The organism is Pseudomonas japonica (assembly GCF_013522925.1).
GTDB lineage: Bacteria > Pseudomonadota > Gammaproteobacteria > Pseudomonadales > Pseudomonadaceae > Aquipseudomonas > Aquipseudomonas japonica_A.
Map to the genome: position 1 here is coordinate 416807 of NZ_JAAMQU010000002.1, position 19435 is coordinate 436241.

The window sequence follows — 19435 nt, forward strand, 5'->3', positions numbered from 1 at the left end:
GTTGAATGACCGTGGCGGCACTGGCCCCCAGGTCCGGCCCGCACAGGGTTTGCCCAGTTACTGGAGAAACAAGCATGAGCAACTGGTTGGTAGACAAACTGATCCCTTCGATCATGCGTTCCGAAGTGAAGAAGAGTTCGGTTCCCGAGGGCCTGTGGCACAAGTGCCCGAACTGCGAGGCGGTGCTTTACCGTCCCGAGCTCGAGAAAACCCTCGACGTTTGCCCCAAGTGCAACCATCACATGCGCATTGGCGCTCGCGCCCGCCTGGATATCTTCCTTGATGCCGAGGGCCGCGAGGAACTGGGTGCCGAGCTTGAGCCGGTTGACCGCTTGAAGTTCAAGGACGGCAAGAAGTACAAGGATCGCCTCACCGCTGCGCAAAAGCAGACCGGTGAAAAGGATGCGCTGATTTCCATGAGCGGCACCCTGATGGGCATGCCGATCGTGACCAGTGCCTTCGAATTCAGCTTCATGGGCGGTTCCATGGGCGCCATCGTGGGTGAGCGTTTCGTTCGCGCGGCCAATTACGCGCTGGAAAACCGCTGCCCCATGGTGTGCTTCGCGGCGTCCGGTGGTGCCCGCATGCAGGAGGCACTGATCTCCCTGATGCAGATGGCCAAAACCTCCGCTGTGCTGGCGCGGCTGCGCGAAGAAGGCATTCCGTTCATCTCGGTACTGACCGACCCGGTGTACGGCGGCGTTTCCGCCAGCCTGGCCATGCTGGGTGACGTGATCGTCGGCGAGCCCAAGGCGCTGATCGGCTTTGCCGGCCCGCGAGTGATCGAGCAGACCGTGCGCGAAAAACTGCCGGAAGGTTTCCAGCGCAGCGAGTTCTTGCTGGAACACGGCGCCATTGACCTGATCGTTCACCGTCAGGAGCTGCGCCCGCGCCTTGCGCGCTTGCTGGCCCAGATGATGAACGTGCCTACCCCTGGGCAGGCGGTGATCTCCGCTCAGCCCGCCGAGCCGGCTGCCGCGACCACGCCTGCAGCGGTATGAAACCTCGCACCCTGGGCGCCTGGCTGGCCTACCTTGAACAGCTGCACCCCGTGGCCATCGACATGGGGCTGGAGCGGTCACGAGAGGTATTCCAGCGGTTGAATCTGGGGCCGCTGGCGCCCCGGGTCATCACAGTGACGGGGACCAACGGCAAGGGTTCCACCTGCGCCTTCCTCGCCAGCCTGCTGGCAGGGCAGGGCCTTCGTGTGGGGGTGTACAGCTCGCCCCACTTGCTGCGGTACAACGAGCGCGTTCGCCTGAACGGTACCGAGGCCTCGGATGCGCAGCTCTGCGCTGCGTTCGAGGCCGTGGAAGCAGCACGCGGTGACGTGTCGCTCACCTATTTCGAAATGGGTACCCTGGCGGCCTTCTGGCTGTTTGCCTCCGCGGGCCTCGATGCCGTGGTACTGGAAGTGGGGCTGGGTGGCCGTCTCGATACCGTCAACCTCGTGGACGCCGACCTTGCTGTGGTCACCAGCATCGGCATCGACCACGCCGACTATCTGGGCAATACCCGGGAATCGGTAGCGTTCGAGAAGGCCGGAATTCTTCGCTCCGGTCGGCCCGCGCTATGCGGCGACCTCGATCCGCCCGCGCCTCTGCTCGAAAAGGCTCGCAGCCTGGGTTGCCCCCTGCTGCTGCGCGGCCATGAGTTCGACCTGCAAATACAGGCGCAAGGTTGGAACTGGCAAGGGCAGGGCGCCGAAGGTCAGGCGCTGCGCCTGGTGAACCTGCCACGGCTGGACCTGCCCATGGAAAACGCGGCGCTCGCCTTGCAGGCCTTCGCGCTCCTGGGCCTGCCCTGGGAAGCGGACAGTATTGCCGAGGCGCTGCGAACCACCCATGTTACCGGCCGCCTGGATCGGCGGGACGTTGCATGGAAAGGCAAGCAGGTGCGCGTGCTGCTGGACGTGGGGCATAACCCCCATGCTGCGCAATACCTGCAGGGGCGACTGCCACCGATTGCCGCGCCTGCCATTCGCCGTGCGGTGTTCGGGCTGCTGGCTGACAAGGACCTTGCAGGCGTGATCAAGCCGCTGTTGGGTAGTGTGTCTGACTGGGCCGTATGCCCCTTGCCATCGCCTCGTAGCCGCTCTGCCGAGTCATTGGAGGCAGCCTTGTCGAACCTTGGGGCCGTAGCAACGTCACATGGCAGTGTCGAGGCGGCCCTTGAGCATCAATGTGATCTGGCTGGCCCCGGCGACGAGATACTCGTGTTCGGATCTTTCTTTTGTGTAGCCGATGCCTTGCCATGGATCGAGCGGCACGGCCTGGAGGTAGCCGCGGATGGCTCTGCTGGATAACGTCTTCAAGCAACGCATGGTCGGTGCGTTGGTGCTGATTGCACTGGCCGTGGTGTTTCTGCCCATGCTGTTCAGCCGCCCGGACGAGCTTCGTGAGGTGCGCGTGAATGCGCCCTCGGCGCCGGTCGCGCCCGTTGTGCCTGACGTAAGTGTGCAGCCGGCGGCAGTTCCGGACGCGCCCCCGCCTACTGTGGTCGAGGATGCGGCACCCGCGACGGCGCCGTCCCCGGCACCCGCGCCTGCGCCAGCGATTACTGCCAAGGCACCTGCTCAAGCTCATCCGCCCAGCATGCCCATCGCCTCCGCCCCTACGGTCACCGCGCCCGCAGCAGGCACCCCTGTGGCAGGCACCCCTGCGGTCGCGCAGCCGAAAGTGGCGCCGCAGGCTGCCACGCCTGCGCCAACCGCGTCGGCCAACAAGCTGGACGGTAGCGGCGTACCGGTGAGCTGGTCGGTGCAATTGGCCAGCCTTTCCAGCCGCGCGGGCGCCGATACCCTGCAGAAGACCCTTCGGGCTCAGGGCTACAATGCCTATGTTCGCTCGGCTGACGGCAAGAACCGCGTGTTCGTTGGGCCGCTGATCGACCGTGCGGAAGCCGAGCGCCTTCGCGATGTGATCAATCGCCAACAAAACCTGAAGGGGTTCGTGGTGCGCTTCGAGCCTGAGCGCACCTGAATCGTGTTTCTTGAAGCCTCTTCCGGCTTTGCCAGGCGGCGGGCTTGCCGGTCCGCCAGGTATGGCCAAAGGCTCTCTTTCCGGCCATAGCCCCAGCCAATAGCGGCGATCCGATAATGCCGCTTAACCGGAACCTTCCCGTCTGCTAAAATGCGCGGCCTTATCCGTATGCAGGCCGAAAAGTGGCTTTTACCTGGGTTGACTGGGCGATCATTGCGGTCGTCGCTATCTCTGCGTTGATCAGCTTGAAGCGCGGCTTCGTCAAGGAAGCCCTCTCGCTGGTAACGTGGATAGTCGCAGGCGCCGTGGCCTGGATGTTCGGCGGCGGCCTTTCCCAGTACCTTGAAGGTTATATTCAAACGCCATCAGCGCGCGTTATCGCCAGTTGCGTCATTCTGTTCGTTGCCACCCTGTTGGTGGGCGCGATGGTCAATTTCCTCATAGGCGAACTCATTCGTGTCACCGGGCTGTCTGGAACAGACCGCTTTCTGGGCATGGTGTTCGGCGCCGCCCGTGGTGGGCTGCTGATCGTGATTGCCGCCGGCCTGCTCAGCCTGGGCCCCGTTCAACAGGATCCATGGTGGCAGCAGTCGCAATTGCTACCGCGTTTTCTTCTCGTTGCAGACTGGTCAAAGAACCTCATTCTCGGAATGAGCAGTCAGTGGCTGGCGGCCGGGGTCACTTCCCCGGTCGAGATTCCGTTCAAGGAGCATCTCTTGCCTGCGCCCAAAGGCCATGAGCAAGGGTCCGTTCAGGTTCACTAAGTAGGGGTTGTGTCGCATGTGTGGCATCATCGGTATCGTCGGTAAGTCGAACGTCAATCAGGCACTGTATGACGCATTAACCGTCTTGCAGCATCGCGGCCAGGACGCTGCCGGTATTGTGACCAGCCACGACGGCCGGTTATTCCTTCGCAAGGACAACGGCCTGGTCCGTGACGTGTTCCAGCAGCGCCACATGCAAAGGCTGGTGGGGCATATGGGCATCGGGCACGTGCGCTATCCCACCGCTGGCAGCTCCACCTCGGCAGAGGCACAGCCGTTCTACGTCAACTCCCCTTACGGGATCACCCTGGCGCACAACGGTAACCTCACCAACGTCGAGCAGTTGGCCAAGGAGATCTACGAATCGGATCTGCGCCACGTCAATACCAGCTCGGACTCCGAGGTGCTGCTCAACGTCTTCGCCCACGAGCTGGCCGTGCGCGGCAAGCTGCAGCCCACCGAGGAAGATGTCTTCGCTGCAGTCAAAGACACCCACAAGCGTTGCCGGGGCGGCTACGCCGTTGTGGCGATGATCACCGGCTACGGTATTGTCGGCTTCCGCGACCCTAACGCCATTCGCCCCATCGTGTTCGGCCAGCGCCATACCGACGAAGGCGTCGAGTACATGATCGCCTCCGAAAGCGTCGCGCTCGACGTGCTCGGCTTCACCCTGATTCGCGACCTGGCGCCGGGCGAAGCGGTGTACATCACCGAAGACGGCAAGCTGCACACCCGCCAGTGCGCACCAAACCCCCAGTACGCGCCCTGCATCTTCGAGCACGTTTACCTGGCCCGGCCGGATTCGATCATCGACGGGATCTCGGTGTACAAGGCGCGCCTGCGCATGGGCGAGAAGCTGGCCGAGAAAATCCAGCGCGAACGGCCAGACCACGACATCGATGTAGTAATCCCGATCCCGGACACCAGCCGCACTTCGGCGCTGGAGCTGGCGAATCAGCTAGGCGTGAAATTCCGCGAAGGCTTTGTGAAAAACCGCTACATCGGCCGTACCTTCATCATGCCGGGCCAGGCAGCGCGCAAGAAGTCTGTTCGGCAGAAGCTCAACGCCATCGAACTGGAATTCCGCGGCAAGAACGTGATGCTGGTGGACGACTCCATCGTACGCGGCACCACCTGCAAGCAGATCATCCAGATGGCCCGTGAAGCCGGTGCCCGGAAGGTGTACTTCTGCTCCGCAGCGCCGGCAGTGCGCTACCCGAACGTGTACGGCATCGACATGCCGAGCGCTCATGAACTGATCGCACATAATCGCAGCACTCAGGAAGTAGCCGACCTTATCGGTGCCGACTGGCTGATCTACCAGGACCTGCCAGACCTGATCGATGCAGTGGGCGGGGGCAAGGTGAAAATCGACCAGTTTGATTGCGCGGTATTCGACGGTAACTACGTCACCGGTGACGTGGACGCGGCCTACCTCAGCAAGATCGACACGGCCCGCAACGACGTGGCCAAGGTGAAAACCCAGGCCGTGAGCGCGATTATCGACCTGTACAACAACTGAAGGAGCAGAGCATGAGCCAGGAATGGGACGCAGGGCGCCTCGACAGTGATCTGGAAGGCGTAGGTTTCGACACCCTGGCCGTGCGTGCGGGCCAGCACCGCACCCCGGAAGGGGAGCACAGCGACCCGCTGTTCTTCACGTCCAGCTACGTGTTCCGCACCGCGGCGGATGCAGCGGCACGCTTTGCCGGTGAGGTGCCGGGCAACGTCTATTCCCGCTACACCAACCCTACCGTGCGCTCCTTCGAAGAGCGCATGGCGGCATTGGAAGGTGCCGAGCAGGCGGTCGGTTTCGCGACCGGCATGGCAGCGATCACCGGCGTGGCCATGGGGTTGTGCAGCGCGGGGGACCATGTGCTGGTGTCCCAAAGCGTTTTCGGCTCCACCATCAGCCTGTTCGACAAGTACTTCAAGCGCTTCGGTATCGAGGTGAGCTACGTGCCGCTGGCCGACGTTGCCGGTTGGGAGCAGGCCATCAAGCCTAATACGCGGCTGCTGTTCGTAGAGTCACCGTCCAACCCGCTGGCTGAGCTGGTCGACATCGCCGCGCTGGCCGAAGTCGCCCATGCCCGGGGTGCGCTGCTGGTAGTGGACAACTGCTTCAGCACGCCGGCCCTGCAACAGCCTTTGAAGCTGGGCGCGGACATTGTGGTGCATTCGGCCACCAAGTTCATCGATGGCCAGGGCCGTTGCATGGGCGGTGTTGTAGCGGGGCGTGCGGAACATATGAAGGAAATGGTCGGCGTGGTGCGTACCGCCGGCGCTTCGCTCAGCCCGTTCAATGCCTGGATCTTTCTCAAGGGGCTTGAAACGCTCAGCCTCAGGATGCGCGCTCACTGCGCCAACGCCCAGGCACTGGCCGAGTGGCTGGAGCAGCAGGATGGCATCGAGAAGGTGCACTACGCCGGCCTTGAAAGTCACCCGCAGCACGCGTTGGCGAAGCGGCAGATGCGTGGCGGCTTCGGCGGCGTGGTCAGCTTCGAGGTGAAGGGCGGCAAGCAGGGGGCATGGGCGTTTATCGACGCTACCCGGCTGGTGTCCATCACTGCCAACCTGGGCGACAGCAAGACCACCATCACCCATCCGGCGACCACCTCTCACGGGCGCTTGTCCCCGCAAGAGCGCGAAGCGGCCGGGATTCGTGACAGCCTGATCCGCGTGGCGGTGGGCCTGGAAGACCTCGCAGACCTGCAGGCGGACATGGCCCGAGGCCTGGCTGCGCTGTGATTCCGATGGAAATTGCCCGTACCGGCTTTCGCGATGCTCGCGTTGCGCTGGTCACGGGCGCGGCGCGGGGCGTTGGCCTGGGCATTGCCGCCTGGCTGCTGGTAGAGGGCTGGAAGGTGGTGCTCGCCGACGTGGATGCGGCTCGGGGCGCCCAAGTGGCCGAGGTACTGGGGGAGGGTGCTGCTTTCGTTGCCATGGACGTGGCTGATGAGCGGCAGGTGATTGCCGGGGTAGCCCAGGCCCTGGCGCGCTTCGGCCGGCTTGATGCCCTGGTGTGCAACGCGGCGATCACCGATGCACACGGCGGGCCGATCGAAAGCGTGCCCCTTGCGCACTGGCAGCGGGTGATCGGCGTGAACCTCACCGGCACCATGCTCATGGCCAGGCATTGCGCGCCATACCTGCGCGCACGCAACGGAGCGATTGTGAACATCTGCTCCACCCGCGCGCATCAGTCAGAGCCAGACACCGAAGCCTACGCGGCGAGCAAGGGCGGCGTGCTGGCACTCACCCACGCGCTAGCTATCAGCCTTGCTCCGGAAATCCGTGTCAATGCGATCAGCCCTGGCTGGGTCGATGCGCGCGATCCTTCCGAGCGCAGGGCCGAACCCTTGAGCGAGGCCGACCATGCGCAGCACCCCGTCGGGCGAGTAGGTACCGTGGAAGACATCGCCGCGGCTGCGGCGTGGCTGTTGTCGCCCAGTGCCGGGTTCGTTACCGGCCAGGAGTTCATCATCGACGGTGGCATGACCCGCAAGATGATTTACGTCTGACAACGGGCGGTAGGGCGGCGTAACGGCCAAATCTGCCTTTTTGAAAAAAACTTCAAGCAGGGTATTGACTTACATTCACCTCATCGCCAAAATGCGCACCACTTCGACGCAGTACACGGGTGATTAGCTCAGCTGGGAGAGCATCTGCCTTACAAGCAGAGGGTCGGCGGTTCGATCCCGTCATCACCCACCACTTCGAAGTGCTCTGATTCTAGAGCGGACGAAAGTCCACCGACGCGCAGCGGTAGTTCAGTCGGTTAGAATACCGGCCTGTCACGCCGGGGGTCGCGGGTTCGAGTCCCGTCCGCTGCGCCATTTTTCTCCAGGTATCGCTAACCCGTTGCCTGAGATCGAAGCAACCACCCCGCTTCGGTCAGCCTGTTTCACTTCGGGCGAAAGCCTGAGCGATACGCAGCGGTAGTTCAGTCGGTTAGAATACCGGCCTGTCACGCCGGGGGTCGCGGGTTCGAGTCCCGTCCGCTGCGCCATCTTCGATCCGAAACGTTGAACGGTTTCGGATCTACAGAAAAACGACCTTCGGGTCGTTTTTTTTTGCCCGCTGTTTTCTAACAGAGGTCTGTCTTCTGCGTTCCCCACGGCCGGCCGCGTCGGGCCTGTGAAATGCCCTATAACCGTGAGGGTTTTTCGGCGGCGCACTGCATTGGTTCGTCTCGTCCCTCGTTTCTCTCCCGCAAAACCACGCAAATCAATGATTTAGGTTCTGGCACAGAGGTTGCTAAATGTCTTGGGCCCATCGCAGCGCATGGGCCGACCTTCCGGTTGATCAATGTCGATCACCCGGCCGGGCAGTGGCGAGCAACGCGGCTCTCCATACAGAACTTACTGAATACCAGGCAAAGGCGCCTGGAGCTCTCACGGGCTCCAGGCGCCTTTTTCGTTTTTGCGGGGCCAAGGCCTCGAGGCGAGGTAGCGTATGAACTCGATTCTGACTCACAAGCCGCGCGAGCAACTGATCATCGTGGGTAACGGCATGGTCGGCCACCATTTGCTGGAGCAACTCGCCCAGCGCGGCGCCGTGGCGCGTTATGACGTGCATGTGTTCGGCGAAGAGCGGCAGCGTGCCTACGACCGCGTGCATTTGTCCGAATATTTCACCGGGAAGGACGCCGAAGCCTTGGCCATGAATGGCCCGGCTTTCTATCGCGACAACAGCATGCAGGCCCACCATGATGAGGCCGTGTTGGAGATTGATCGCACCAACCGGGCCATCGTCACGAACAAAGGCCGCTACCACTATGACCGGCTGGTGCTCGCCACCGGCTCTTATCCCTTTGTACCGCCCATTGCGGGTTGCGAAGGTGATGCGCGGCTGGTGTACCGCACCCTCGACGACCTTGATCGCATCCGCCTGGCGGCCCAAGGTGCTCGCCGAGGGGTGGTCGTGGGCGGCGGGTTATTGGGGCTCGAGGCCGCCAATGCTTTGAAGTCGCTCGGGCTCGAGGCGCATGTGGTGGAGTTCGCGCCGCGGCTGATGCCGGTTCAACTGGACAGCGAAGGCGGAGCAGCCTTGCGGGCCCGTATCGAAGCCCTGGGCGTGGGCGTTCACCTGGCGCGGGCGACTCAGAGCGTGGAAGCGGGTGACACATACCGCTATCGCATGAATTTCGACGGTGGGGAGCATCTGGAGACCGACCTGATCGTGTTCTCGGCGGGTATTCGCCCGCAGGATGCCCTGGGCCGGGCGTGTGGCCTGGATATCGCGCCACGGGGTGGTGTGGTGATTGACAGCGAGTGCCGCAGCAGCGACCCCGCAATCTTCGCCATCGGTGAATGTGCATCCTGGAACGGCAGTGTGTTCGGCCTGGTTGCCCCGGGTTACACCATGGCGCGTAACCTGGCTGATTTGCTGACTGATGGCGAGGCCGGTAACTTCACCGGCGCGGACATGTCGACCAAGCTCAAGCTGCTAGGCGTGGACGTAGGCTCTATCGGCGATGCCCATGGTACTACCCCGGGCGCGCGTAGTTACCGCTTCATCGACGAGGCAACCGCCAGTTACCGGCGGCTGGTGGTCGACGCCAGCGGCAGCAAAGTGCTGGGCGCTGTGCTGGTAGGCGATAACAGCTACTACGACACGCTGCTGCAATACGCCCAGAACGGTTTGCCACTGCCCGCAGACCCTGCGGTGCTCATCCTCCCTCAAGGCGAGGCCGCGCCTTTGCTGGGCCCGGACGCGCTGCCCGCCACAGCCACTATCTGTTCCTGTCACAACGTGAGCAAAGGGGCGATATGCGGCGCTATCGACAGCGGCTGTGGCGATCTTGCATCCGTAAAGTGCCAGACCAAGGCAGGCACTGGCTGCGGTGGCTGTTCGGCCCTGCTCAAGCAGGTGTTCGAGCACGAGCTCAGCGCCCGCGGCGTGACCGTGGACAAGAGCCTTTGCGAGCACTTCGCTTACACCCGCCAAGAGCTCTATGCCCTGGTACGGGTGGAAGGCATTCAAACGTTCGAGGAGCTGCATGCCCGCCACGGTCGAGGCAGCCTGGGGTGCGATACCTGCAAGCCCACGGTGGGCAATATCCTGGCCTCGTGCTGGAACCAGCCCGTGATGAACCCCTCGCTGGTACCGCTGCAGGACACCAACGACACCTTCATGGCCAACATGCAGAAGAACGGCACCTACTCGGTGGTGCCGCGCATCCCGGGTGGCGAAATTACCCCGGACAAGCTCATCGCGATTGGCGCGGTGGCGAAGAAATACGACCTGTACACCAAGATCACCGGTGGCCAGCGGATCGACCTCTTCGGCGCCCAGCTGCATGAGCTTCCGGATATCTGGAGTGAGTTGATCGAGGCAGGGTTCGAAACCGGCCATGCGTATGGCAAGTCGACTCGTACGGTGAAATCCTGTGTAGGCAGCACGTGGTGCCGCTATGGCGTGCAGGACAGCGTAGCCATGGCCCTGCTGATCGAGGACCGCTACAAGGGCCTGCGCTCGCCGCACAAGCTCAAATTCGCGGTGTCGGGCTGTACCCGCGAATGCGCCGAAGCCCAGAGCAAGGACGTGGGCGTGATCGCCACGGAGAAAGGCTGGAACCTTTACCTCTGCGGCAATGGCGGCATGCGCCCGCGCCATGCCGAGCTGTTCGCGACCGACCTGGACGACGCCACGCTCATTCGCTACATCGACCGCTTCCTGATGCTGTACATCCGCACGGCCGACAAACTCCAACGCACCTCCGTATGGCGCGAAAGCCTGGAAGGCGGGCTGGATTACCTCAAGGCCGTGGTGATCGACGACAGCCTGGGGCTGGCCGCCGAGCTGGAAGCCCAGATGCAACTGGTGGTCGATCGCTACGAATGCGAATGGGCCAACGCGCTGAAGGACCCGGAGAAACTCAAGCGTTTCCGCACCTTCGTGAACGAGAAACATGCCGACCCAGGCGTGCAATTTGTACGCGAACGCGGCCAGCGCCGGCCGGCCCGCGCTGATGAACTTCGCCTGATTCCCGTTACCGCCACTGAGGATGCATGACATGAGCGTGCCAAGCCCTGTTTACCGTACCGATACCCCGTGGGCCACCCTGTGTGGGCTCGACGACCTGGTGCCCAACTCAGGCGTCGTGGCGTGGCACGAAGGCCAGCAGATCGCACTGTTCTACCTCCCGGGCCAGGCCCCCGAGCTGTTCGCCCTCGACAACCGCGATCCGCGCTCCGGCGCCAATGTGATCGGCCGCGGCATTATCGGCAACCTCGGCGGCGAGCCGGTAGTGGCGGCGCCGCTGTACAAACAGCACTTCAGCCTGGTAGACGGCCACTGCCTCGAAGATGCTGCCCAGGCGTTAAAAACATGGCCCGTGAGGCTGGTGGAGGGCAGGGTGGAAGTCGGTGCGACGTAAGGCCGGGCGGAACAAAGCCTGGCGGTTTATCAGGCATGCCTGATAAGGCAGAACCGGTAGCCTGCATTTTTCTAATCCATTGCAGGCGTCGTCTAATGCTCGTAATCAGCGATCTCCAGAACACTGTCCTGAAAACCGTCCGGGCCAACGGCGATTATGTGCTGTTTGACATATACGGATACGTGGCCTCAAAGCACGCGGGCCATTTCAAAGGGGTGCTGCACGAAAAAGCGAACCTGTATCTGCTTGGAAATGGGTGCAGAACTTACGGGCCGACGATAAAACGGTTTTGTTCACCAGACCACCTAGCGCCGTTTGGGCCAGGTGGGCTGAACGCATATGCATACTGCCTGGGCGATCCGGTCAATTTGATGGATCCTGAAGGAACGACACCAGTGCCGCTTTTCAATGTACTGAACAAGACCTTCAAATCGCGCGCCCCGAAAAAGATCGTAGTCGTTCCGTTCAAAGGCCCGGGCACTGCGCCAGTCCAGGTTGAGGCGCTGGCCGTTGCGCCTCGCCGGTTGAGCTTCGAGACTGATGCATTGGAGGTACACAATGCCCCTGGGAATGGGGAAGTAATCCAAGCAAGGTCGCTCGACGGTCGGTTAGGGGCCAGGACGCGGCCACGTCCAAGCCTAATACCCGGGCCATTCCGGATGGAAGGGGAAAACGCTGTTCGAATTGGCCGTCTGGCGGAGCGTCGGAATGCCATAGCATTGCCCCGATTACACATACCGCGTTAGCTTCGTAAAGATAGATATAGGTGAGACGGTTACTCGGTACTTGGCCGGATAAAAATCGTAGGTTTCGTCAGCGCGTCCAGGGTCATCCATTCGTGGGCCTTGCCCACTGCCATAGCCCGCCATTGCCCGTCGGGGTAAACCTGACTCGGACTTGTGGGCCCTGGGGACAGCCAGGGAATGTTGGGCGTATGTGCTGAGCGTCGATGGCGGGTAAACTCCCGCCATGAACCTCGACAACCGCATCAAATTTCGCCACCTGCTGTGCTTCCTGGAAATCGCCCGCCATGGCAGTTTCGCTCGCGCGGCGGATGCCATGGCGATCAGCCAGCCGGCGATCTCCAAAACCTTGAAGGAGCTTGAAGACCTGCTCCAGGCGCGGCTGTTCGAGCGCAGCAAGGGCGGGGTGGCGCTGACCCCCGCGGGGGTGCGCTTCATGCGCTACGCGGGCCCTTGCGTGCAGGCGCTGCGCGACGGCGTGAGTACATTACGGGACAGCAGCCACGAGCCGCCTCATGTGCGCGTGGGTGCCCTATCTACGGTTGAAAGCCAGTTCATGGCTCAGGTGCTGAGCCTGTTGCATGAGCGCCACTCCGCGCTGGTGGTCAGCGTGGCCACCGGCCCGGGCGCCTACCTCTTGGGGCAGCTGCATGTGGGCGAACTCGACCTGGTGATCGGCCGTGTGGCCGACAACCCGCAAATTCAGGGCCTGACCTTCGAGCACCTGTACAGCGAAGCAATGACGCTTGTGGTTCGGCCGGGGCACCCCTTGCTCGGCGCCAGCCCCGTGGACGTGACCCGCATACCGGCGTTTGCGCTGGTACTGCCCCTGGCAGGCACCACCATTCGCAAGCACGCCGACAGCCTGTTCGTTCAATGTGGCATTCCACCGTCGGCGCAACGGCTTGAAACCCTGTCCCCGACCTTGAGCCGTCGTTACGTGCAGGGCAGCGATGCGATCTGGGTTGCTCCACGTGATGCCGTTCACCTGGATATCCACCAAGGTGAACTGTGTGAGCTGAGCCTGGGGGTGAGTGAGCCGGGCGGCTCGGTGGGCATCTGCGGGAACGCCGCCTTGCCGTTGTCGTTACCTGGCCAGTGGCTGTGTGATGTAGTGCGAGAGGTGGCGGCGAGGTACCGCGAAGGGGAAGCGCAACTGGAGGAATACACGCTCGCTGGCCACTCGCGCGGCGGTTAAACGATCTTTCACCTGCGCGATTGAAAATCCTTTGGTAGCTTGAACTTATCTGATTATTCCCCCTCCTATGGCATAGCCATTGGTCGGGCCCGCCTGCTAAGCTCGCGGCTTAACTCGACCGCCCTTCGTATGGCGCCCCTCACAAGGAAACAGCATGAAACAGCATCGGTTGGCGGCTGCGATCGCCCTGGTTGGCTTGGTTCTCGCCGGTTGCGATAAGCAGACCAGCAGCGTCGAGCTGAAAACCCCGGCTCAGAAAGCCTCCTACGGCATCGGCCTGAACATGGGCAAGAGCCTTGCCCAGGAAGGCATGGACGACCTCGATTCCAAGGCAGTAGCCCTGGGCATCGAAGACGCTGTCGGCAAAAAAGAGCAGAAGCTCAAGGATGACGAGCTGGTCGAGGCCTTTGCTGCGCTGCAGAAGCGCGCCGAAGAGCGCATGACCAAGATGAGCGAGGAGTCCATGGCCGCTGGCAAGAAATTCCTTGAAGAGAACGGCAAGAAGGACGGCGTGGTCACTACCGCTTCCGGCTTGCAGTACCAGGTAGTGCAGAAGGCCGATGGCCCGCAGCCCAAGCCTACCGATGTGGTCACCGTGCACTACACCGGCAAACTGATCGACGGCAAGGTGTTCGACAGCTCTGTAGAGCGCGGCAGCCCGATCGACCTGCCTGTCAGTGGCGTGATCCCGGGTTGGGTCGAAGGCCTGCAACTGATGCACGTGGGCGAAAAGGTCAAGCTCTTCATACCGAGCGACCTGGCCTACGGCGCGCAAAGCCCGAGCCCGACCATTCCCGCCAACTCGGTGCTGGTGTTCGATCTCGAACTGCTGGGCATCAAGGACCCGGCCAAGGCCCAGGCTGAAGGTGACGACGCCGAACAGGCAGCACCGGCGGACGAAGCCCCGGCTGAAGCGCCCGCCAAGGCGCAGTAAGGCCCCAGGTTGCTCCTCCCACAACGCCCCGCACTTGCCGGGGCGTTGTTGTTTTCGGCTGGTTGAAACCCGCGGACCAAGCGAACCTGGCCAATCGAAAGCGAACCCCTGAGGGTGCTGAAAGTCAGAGATGAAGGGCTTGCGCCTGGGCGTGCGGGCTGTTATGCGGGGGTTTTTGTCAGTGGATGTGAACGAAAAAACGCCGATCTGACCTTCGCCCCGTCCCGCTGGGGCTTTCAGCCCGATCCAAGGCCACTGTTCACATGGTTATCCACAAATATTGTGGATATCCTTTCCAACGAATGCCCGGGAGGCTTCATGAAGGCACCATTCGGCTTCACCCAATTTTTGCCTCTGGCCGAGCGCCTGGTCGCGCGTGGCCGGTTGCCTGCGCTGGCCATTGCTGTTGCCCGTAAAGTGCGCGGCAAGCGCCTGGGCCAGGTGAAAGAAGACGTCGCATTGTTACAGGCGCTGTGCATGGCGTACTGGCGCGGCGAATACCGCGCGATCGGCGCAAAGGCCATCCTGTCGGTGGTGGCGGGGCTGCTGTATTTCGTGAGCCCTATCGATGCGATCCCCGACTGGCTGCTGGGGGTAGGCATGCTCGACGACATTGCCGTGCTCGGCTGGGTGATGAAAGTACTGCAGGGCGAGCTGGATGCCTTTCGTGCATGGCGTGGCCAGCAACACCCCGAAACGCTGAGTGTGGTGGAGCGTGTGCCCGAGCAGAGCGTGCCACTGGAGGGCGAGTACCTGCGCCGCCCTTGAGCCGCGCGCATTGACGTATGTCGGCGAGGCGCCCTGTCGCACTTCACGGAAAGGTCTGGGCTGTTAAGATGTTTAAAGCCGGTGAAGACCATTCAAGTGACAGGGTCATCAAGGAGGGCTCCGATGACATATGTATCTCAGCGTTTTGAAAATTGCCTCGTTGTGCCTGGCGTAGCCCCAGGCGAGGGGAGCGATCGATGAGCGTGAGGATCAGTCGGCAACATTGGGACGGCCTGCTCGGTGAACTGGATGTGGCAAGACGGCAGCGTCATTTGCTCACCTATCGCGCCTTGCTCGAGCGCCTGCAACTGCCAAGCCCTGCCATGCAAACCCTTACCGCGGCACTTGAGCACCTGGCGATGCTCGATGCGCGCGCCGAGCAGCCGCTGCGCAGCTCGCTGGTGATCAGCCAAGGCGCGAGCCGCCTGCCGCGAACCGGTTTCTTCGAATGCGTGGAACGGCTTGGCCGCTTTTCCGGCCCGGTCGATGGGATAGCCGCGGCTTCGTGGCACGCTTCGGAGGTGGTACGGGTGTTCGAGTACAGTTATCCGGGTAAGTCGATGAGCTGAAGGCGTCGTTTTCGCAAGCTTGCGCCGCCTATTGTAGGAGCAAGCGAAGCCGCAGGCGGAGCTCGCGAATAAGGGCTTAACAAAACAGCGGTAATCCGCTTTTCACAGCGTTAAAGCGCCTACAGCGGGATGGCCGCAAGCACAGGAGCCCTGACGAACACTGCCGACCCCACAATCTCCTTGGCGCTGTGTTTGGCCTCCGAAGCCTGCGCGGCCAGGTCTTCGGCATTCAGCCCCGCGCAGTCTCCTGCATTCAGGTGCACCACGCCAATGGACAGTGACAGCAGCGCGAACGCCTGCCGTACGCCCTGGCGGTTATGCGAAACAAAGCACCCGGCCTCCAGGTGCTCGCTGCGGTAGAAGCGTCGGCACTGCTGGGTGAAGTCTTCGATCAGGCGGTCCAGCCGGGGTCGCCAGTCGCCCGAGCCGATCACTAGCATGAAGTCGTCCCCGCCGATGTGGCCAAGAAAGTCGCGGCTGGGATCAACCCGTTCGCTCAGGCAGTGGGCGAGGCACAGCAGCACCTCATCGCCACGGCTGTAGCCGTAGAGGTCGTTGAAGGGCTTGAAGCTGTCGATATCGATGTAGCACACCGCTACTTCCCGGCCTTGGGCGAGCACCCGCTCCAGGCACTGGCGAATGGGTACATTGCCTGGCAGCAGGGTGAGCGGGTTGGCATAGCGCGCCTGTTCGATCTTCAACTCAGTAATCAATTTCAATACGTCGATCACCCTGCCAAGCCCTTGATAGGCGCCACCCTCGGTGATGATGAAGTCTTCTTCGATGCGTTGGCGCGCCCGGCTGGTGAGCAGCCGGCTCACCTGCTGCAGCGACTGGCCCAGCTCCACGGCAAGAAAATCCGCGCTCATCAAGCGGCTGATCGGCTTGCGTGCGAACAGGTCGGTGGCAAAGGGTTTGAGCAACGCATCGGAAAGCGAGTGGCGATGAACGATCCCGCATGGGCGGCGCTCCGTATCCAACACGGCCATCGAGTTCAGGTTAGCCTGCAGGCGGAACGCCTCCAGCACGCGGGCAATCGGCGTGTCATGGGCCACCGCCGGCTGCTCCAGCAGCAGGTTGCGCAGGTCCCGTGCTTCCTCGGCCAAGGCCGGTGCGGCCTCCACGCGCGGCAGCATGTCGGTTGCCTCCCTTGGTGGCCGTTCATGCGGCCGGGCAAGCAGATAGCCTTGCACCAGGTCCACGCCCATTTCGGTCAACACCGCCAGTTCTTCTACTTGTTCGATGCCTTCGGCGATCACTTGCGCCCGGGAGCGACGGGCGATTTGCAGGATAGAGCCCACGAATTCCCGCTTGAGCGCATCCTGGTGAATACCCTCGATAAAGTGGCGGTCGATCTTGACGTAATCGGGGCGCAGCTCGGACCACAGCCGCAGGCTCGAATACCCGGCGCCGAGGTCGTCCAGCGCGATGGTAAAGCCCATGCTGCGATAATGGTGCAATGCTCTAGACAACAGTTGGAAGTCGTCTGTCGGAGTCTGCTCGGTGAGTTCGATCACCACCTGGCTCGGCGACAGCCCGCAGCGTTGCAGCAGCTGCAACGTAAGCCCGGACGGGTGTATGGGTTCCAGCAGGGACTCGGGGGACACGTTGAGGAACAGCTTGCCCTGCAACCGCTGTGCGCTGAAGCATTTGCAGGCGGTTTGCCGACACAACACTTCGAGCTCGCTGAGGTGCCCGGTTTGCCGGGCCACGGCGAAGAGGTTGAGCGGGGAGTGAAGCGGGCTGTTGGACGGGCCCCGCGTGAGTGCCTCATAGCCCAGTACCCGGCGTTCGGCCAGGGAAACGATCGGCTGGAACAGGGTATGGACATTGCCCTGGGCCAGGATGGCACTCAGGGCGCCGAGCTGTTCGGTGATGGTCATGCGTGTCCCGCTGCCGAGAATGAAAAAGGCCGGGCATCGCTGCCCGGCCTCGTATTTCACGACAGTTGCGTGACAGGATGATGACTAAAACGCCATCAGCCCGCCGCGCTATCACCTTTCACATCAGTGCTTGGCCACCTGGGTATTCAGCCGCAGGTAGTCGATCAGGATGCGGCCGGTTTCACTCAGGTAGGCATCGTCCTCGGGCTTGCTGTCGTCGGGCGCGCCTGCCAGCGGGTCTTCGTCCTCTTTCTTCAGTTCCTTGAGCGGCTCCTGCCCCTTGGCCTTGCGGCGGGCATTTTCCAGCGCAAGCTGTTGGGCTTCGATGCTGGTGTGCTCGGCGCGGCGCTGGGCTTCGTTGAGGCTCACTGTTTTTTCGTCAGCGAGCTTCTGGCTGAGCGCCAGGCGGTCGCGGATATAAGCGAATTCCGCGTCGCCCTCGGTCCGCTTGTCATGCAAGGTCTTGAGCTGCGCCAGGAACGGCTTGAAGGGGTCGGTTTCCGGTTTGACGGCAGGCCGGATGGTGTCCCACGGCATGGCTTCGGGCAGCGCGCTCTCGCCGATTTCCTTGGTGTCGATGATCGACGGGTAAGCGATGTCCGGCAGTACGCCCTGGTGCTGCGTGCTCTGACCCGACACTCGGTAGAACTTCGCCAAGGTGAGTTTAAGCTCGCCATGGTTGAGGGGCTGGATCGTTTGCACGGTGCCCTTGCCGAAGGTCTGGCCACCGATGATCAGCGCTCGGTGGTAGTCCTGCATCGCGCCAGCGAAGATTTCAGACGCCGAAGCGGAGAGGCGGTTGACCAGCAACGCCAACGGCCCCTTGTAGAAGGCGCCAGGGTTTTCGTCCTCGAGCACGTCGACCTTGCCGTCGCTGTTGCGCACCAGCACCGTCGGGCCTTTCTCGATGAACAGGCTGGTGAGCTCGGTCGCTTCCTGAAGAGAACCGCCGCCGTTGTTGCGCAGGTCGATGACCACGCCGTCGACTTTTTCTTTCTGCAGCTCGCTGAGCAGCTTCTTCACGTCCCGGGTGGTGGACTTGTAGTCCGGATCCCCGGCGCGGAAGGCTTTGAAGTCCAGGTAGAACGCCGGGATTTCGATCACGCCCAGCTTGTAGTCGTGGCCGTTCTGGTTCAAGTGCAGCACGGATTTTTTCGCCGCCTGCTCTTCGAGCTTCACCGCTTCACGGGTGATGGACACGATCTTGCTGGTCTGGTCGTTTGGCGCGTTGGTATGCGGGATCACTTCCAGGCGCACCACCGAACCCTTGGGCCCGCGGATCAGCTTGACCACTTCATCCAGGCGCCAGCCGACCACGTCGACCATTTCCTTGTCGCCCTGGGCTACCCCGATGATCTTGTCCGAAGGCGCGACCTGCTTGGTCTTGTCCGCCGGCCCGGCCGGTACCAGCCGCACGATCTTCACCTGATCGTTGTCGCTCTGCAGCACGGCCCCGATGCCTTCCAGGGAAAGGCTCATGTTGATATCGAAGTTTTCCGCGTTGTCAGGCGACAGGTAGTTGGTGTGCGGATCGTAGGACTGGGCGAAGGTATTGATGTATGCCTGGAAGATATCTTCGGCGCGGGTTTGATCGAGCCGTGCCAGCTGGTTCTTGTAGCGCTTGGTCAGGGTTTCCTGGATCTGCTTGGAATCCTTGCCCGCCAACTTCATGCGCAGTACTTCGTCCATCACCCGCTTGCGCCACAGGCCATCCAGGTCGGCGGTGGTTGCCAGCCATGGGGAATCCTTGCGGTCCACCTCGAGCGTTTCGTTGGTGCTGAAGTCCATCTTGTCCACGCCATCGTCCAGCAGGTCGAGGGCGTAGTCGAGGCGGGCCTTCACGCGATCCAGATAACGCTTGTAGATGGTAAAGCCAGGATCGAGGTTTCCGTTTTTCAGGAAATCATCGAACTGGGTTTTCCACTTGTCGAACTCTGCGATATCACTGGCCAGGAAATAACTGCGGGACGGATCCAGCAGTTTGATATAGCTGTCATAGATGATGACCGAGCGCGCATCGTTCAGCGGCGGTTTGCTGTAGTGATGGCGTTTTAACAACTCGACGACGTTGAGGCTGGCGATCACCTCGTCGCGGTCGGGCTGAAGGCTGTTCCAGCTATTGGCCGCAAAGCCTGGGGCTGACAGCAGGCTGAGGCTGATGCCTAACGCCAGGGCGGTACCGGGGAATAGTTGCTTCATGCTCATTCGACGAGG

Annotated in this window: 16 protein-coding genes and 3 tRNA genes; 17 read left to right on the plus strand and 2 right to left on the minus strand. The window is 62.1% G+C overall.

Translation table 11 applies throughout. The features are described 5' to 3' along the window. Positions 1-74 precede the first annotated feature (74 nt). The 17 genes from accD to G7016_RS04730 all read left to right on the plus strand — a co-directional run bounded on the left by accD (position 75) and on the right by G7016_RS04730 (position 15338). Positions 75-1001, plus strand: a complete 927-nt coding sequence (gene accD / locus G7016_RS04650) for an acetyl-CoA carboxylase, carboxyltransferase subunit beta (protein WP_258195060.1) — start codon at positions 75-77, stop codon at positions 999-1001. After that, entirely contained in the window at positions 998-2305 is a 1308-nt protein-coding gene (folC, locus tag G7016_RS04655; RefSeq protein WP_181111663.1) for a bifunctional tetrahydrofolate synthase/dihydrofolate synthase, read from the plus strand. The genes accD and folC overlap by 4 nt, the downstream gene beginning before the upstream one ends. Beyond that, entirely contained in the window at positions 2289-2981 is a 693-nt protein-coding gene (locus tag G7016_RS04660) for an SPOR domain-containing protein (RefSeq protein ID WP_181111664.1), read from the plus strand. The genes folC and G7016_RS04660 overlap by 17 nt, the downstream gene beginning before the upstream one ends. Before the next feature lie 182 nt (positions 2982-3163). Next, positions 3164-3745 carry a CvpA family protein gene (locus G7016_RS04665; RefSeq protein ID WP_181111665.1) on the plus strand — a complete coding sequence of 194 codons (582 nt, stop codon included), beginning with the start codon at positions 3164-3166 and terminating at the stop codon, positions 3743-3745. 16 nt (positions 3746-3761) lie between these two features. Next, positions 3762-5267: an amidophosphoribosyltransferase gene (gene purF / locus G7016_RS04670; RefSeq protein WP_181111666.1), complete on the plus strand. Its 1506-nt coding sequence runs from the start codon at positions 3762-3764 to the stop codon at positions 5265-5267. Between the two features lie 11 nt (positions 5268-5278). After that, positions 5279-6493: an O-succinylhomoserine sulfhydrylase gene (locus G7016_RS04675; RefSeq protein ID WP_181111667.1), complete on the plus strand. Its 1215-nt coding sequence runs from the start codon at positions 5279-5281 to the stop codon at positions 6491-6493. 5 nt (positions 6494-6498) lie between these two features. Continuing rightward, positions 6499-7266: an SDR family oxidoreductase gene (locus G7016_RS04680; RefSeq protein ID WP_181111668.1), complete on the plus strand. Its 768-nt coding sequence runs from the start codon at positions 6499-6501 to the stop codon at positions 7264-7266. Between the two features lie 117 nt (positions 7267-7383). Then, positions 7384-7459: transfer RNA gene (locus G7016_RS04685), tRNA-Val, on the plus strand. Between the two features lie 45 nt (positions 7460-7504). Next, positions 7505-7581, plus strand: a tRNA-Asp gene (locus G7016_RS04690). A 96-nt stretch (positions 7582-7677) separates the two neighbouring features. Then, a tRNA-Asp gene (locus G7016_RS04695) sits at positions 7678-7754 on the plus strand. A gap of 446 nt (positions 7755-8200) precedes the next feature. After that, the gene (gene nirB / locus G7016_RS04700; RefSeq protein ID WP_181111669.1) at positions 8201-10762 is read left to right on the plus strand and encodes a nitrite reductase large subunit NirB; all 2562 of its coding nucleotides are present in this window, start codon (positions 8201-8203) and stop codon (positions 10760-10762) included. Between the two features lies 1 nt (position 10763). Continuing rightward, positions 10764-11126 (plus strand): nitrite reductase small subunit NirD, encoded by a 363-nt coding sequence (nirD, locus tag G7016_RS04705; RefSeq protein ID WP_181111670.1) that lies wholly within the window; start codon positions 10764-10766, stop codon positions 11124-11126. 95 nt (positions 11127-11221) lie between these two features. Then, a complete protein-coding gene (locus G7016_RS04710) occupies positions 11222-11872 on the plus strand; it encodes an RHS repeat-associated core domain-containing protein (RefSeq protein ID WP_258195061.1) in 651 nt (216 codons plus the stop codon). A gap of 223 nt (positions 11873-12095) precedes the next feature. After that, positions 12096-13067 carry a pca operon transcription factor PcaQ gene (gene pcaQ, locus G7016_RS04715; protein ID WP_181111672.1) on the plus strand — a complete coding sequence of 324 codons (972 nt, stop codon included), beginning with the start codon at positions 12096-12098 and terminating at the stop codon, positions 13065-13067. Positions 13068-13221: 154 nt separating this feature from the next. Continuing rightward, on the plus strand, positions 13222-14001 hold the full coding sequence (locus G7016_RS04720) for an FKBP-type peptidyl-prolyl cis-trans isomerase (RefSeq protein WP_181111673.1): 780 nt from the start codon (positions 13222-13224) through the stop codon (positions 13999-14001). A gap of 318 nt (positions 14002-14319) precedes the next feature. Continuing rightward, on the plus strand, positions 14320-14769 hold the full coding sequence (locus G7016_RS04725; RefSeq protein WP_181111674.1) for a YkvA family protein: 450 nt from the start codon (positions 14320-14322) through the stop codon (positions 14767-14769). A gap of 197 nt (positions 14770-14966) precedes the next feature. Continuing rightward, positions 14967-15338: a hypothetical protein gene (locus tag G7016_RS04730; RefSeq protein WP_181111675.1), complete on the plus strand. Its 372-nt coding sequence runs from the start codon at positions 14967-14969 to the stop codon at positions 15336-15338. 119 nt (positions 15339-15457) lie between these two features. Here G7016_RS04730 and G7016_RS04735 read toward each other — a convergent pair whose 3' ends face one another. Both G7016_RS04735 and G7016_RS04740 read right to left on the minus strand, forming a co-directional pair. Next, positions 15458-17221 (minus strand): bifunctional diguanylate cyclase/phosphodiesterase, encoded by a 1764-nt coding sequence (locus tag G7016_RS04735; RefSeq protein WP_181111676.1) that lies wholly within the window; start codon positions 17219-17221, stop codon positions 15458-15460. A 123-nt stretch (positions 17222-17344) separates the two neighbouring features. Beyond that, a complete protein-coding gene (locus tag G7016_RS04740; RefSeq protein ID WP_181111677.1) occupies positions 17345-19420 on the minus strand; it encodes a carboxy terminal-processing peptidase in 2076 nt (691 codons plus the stop codon). Positions 19421-19435: the final 15 nt, after the last annotated feature.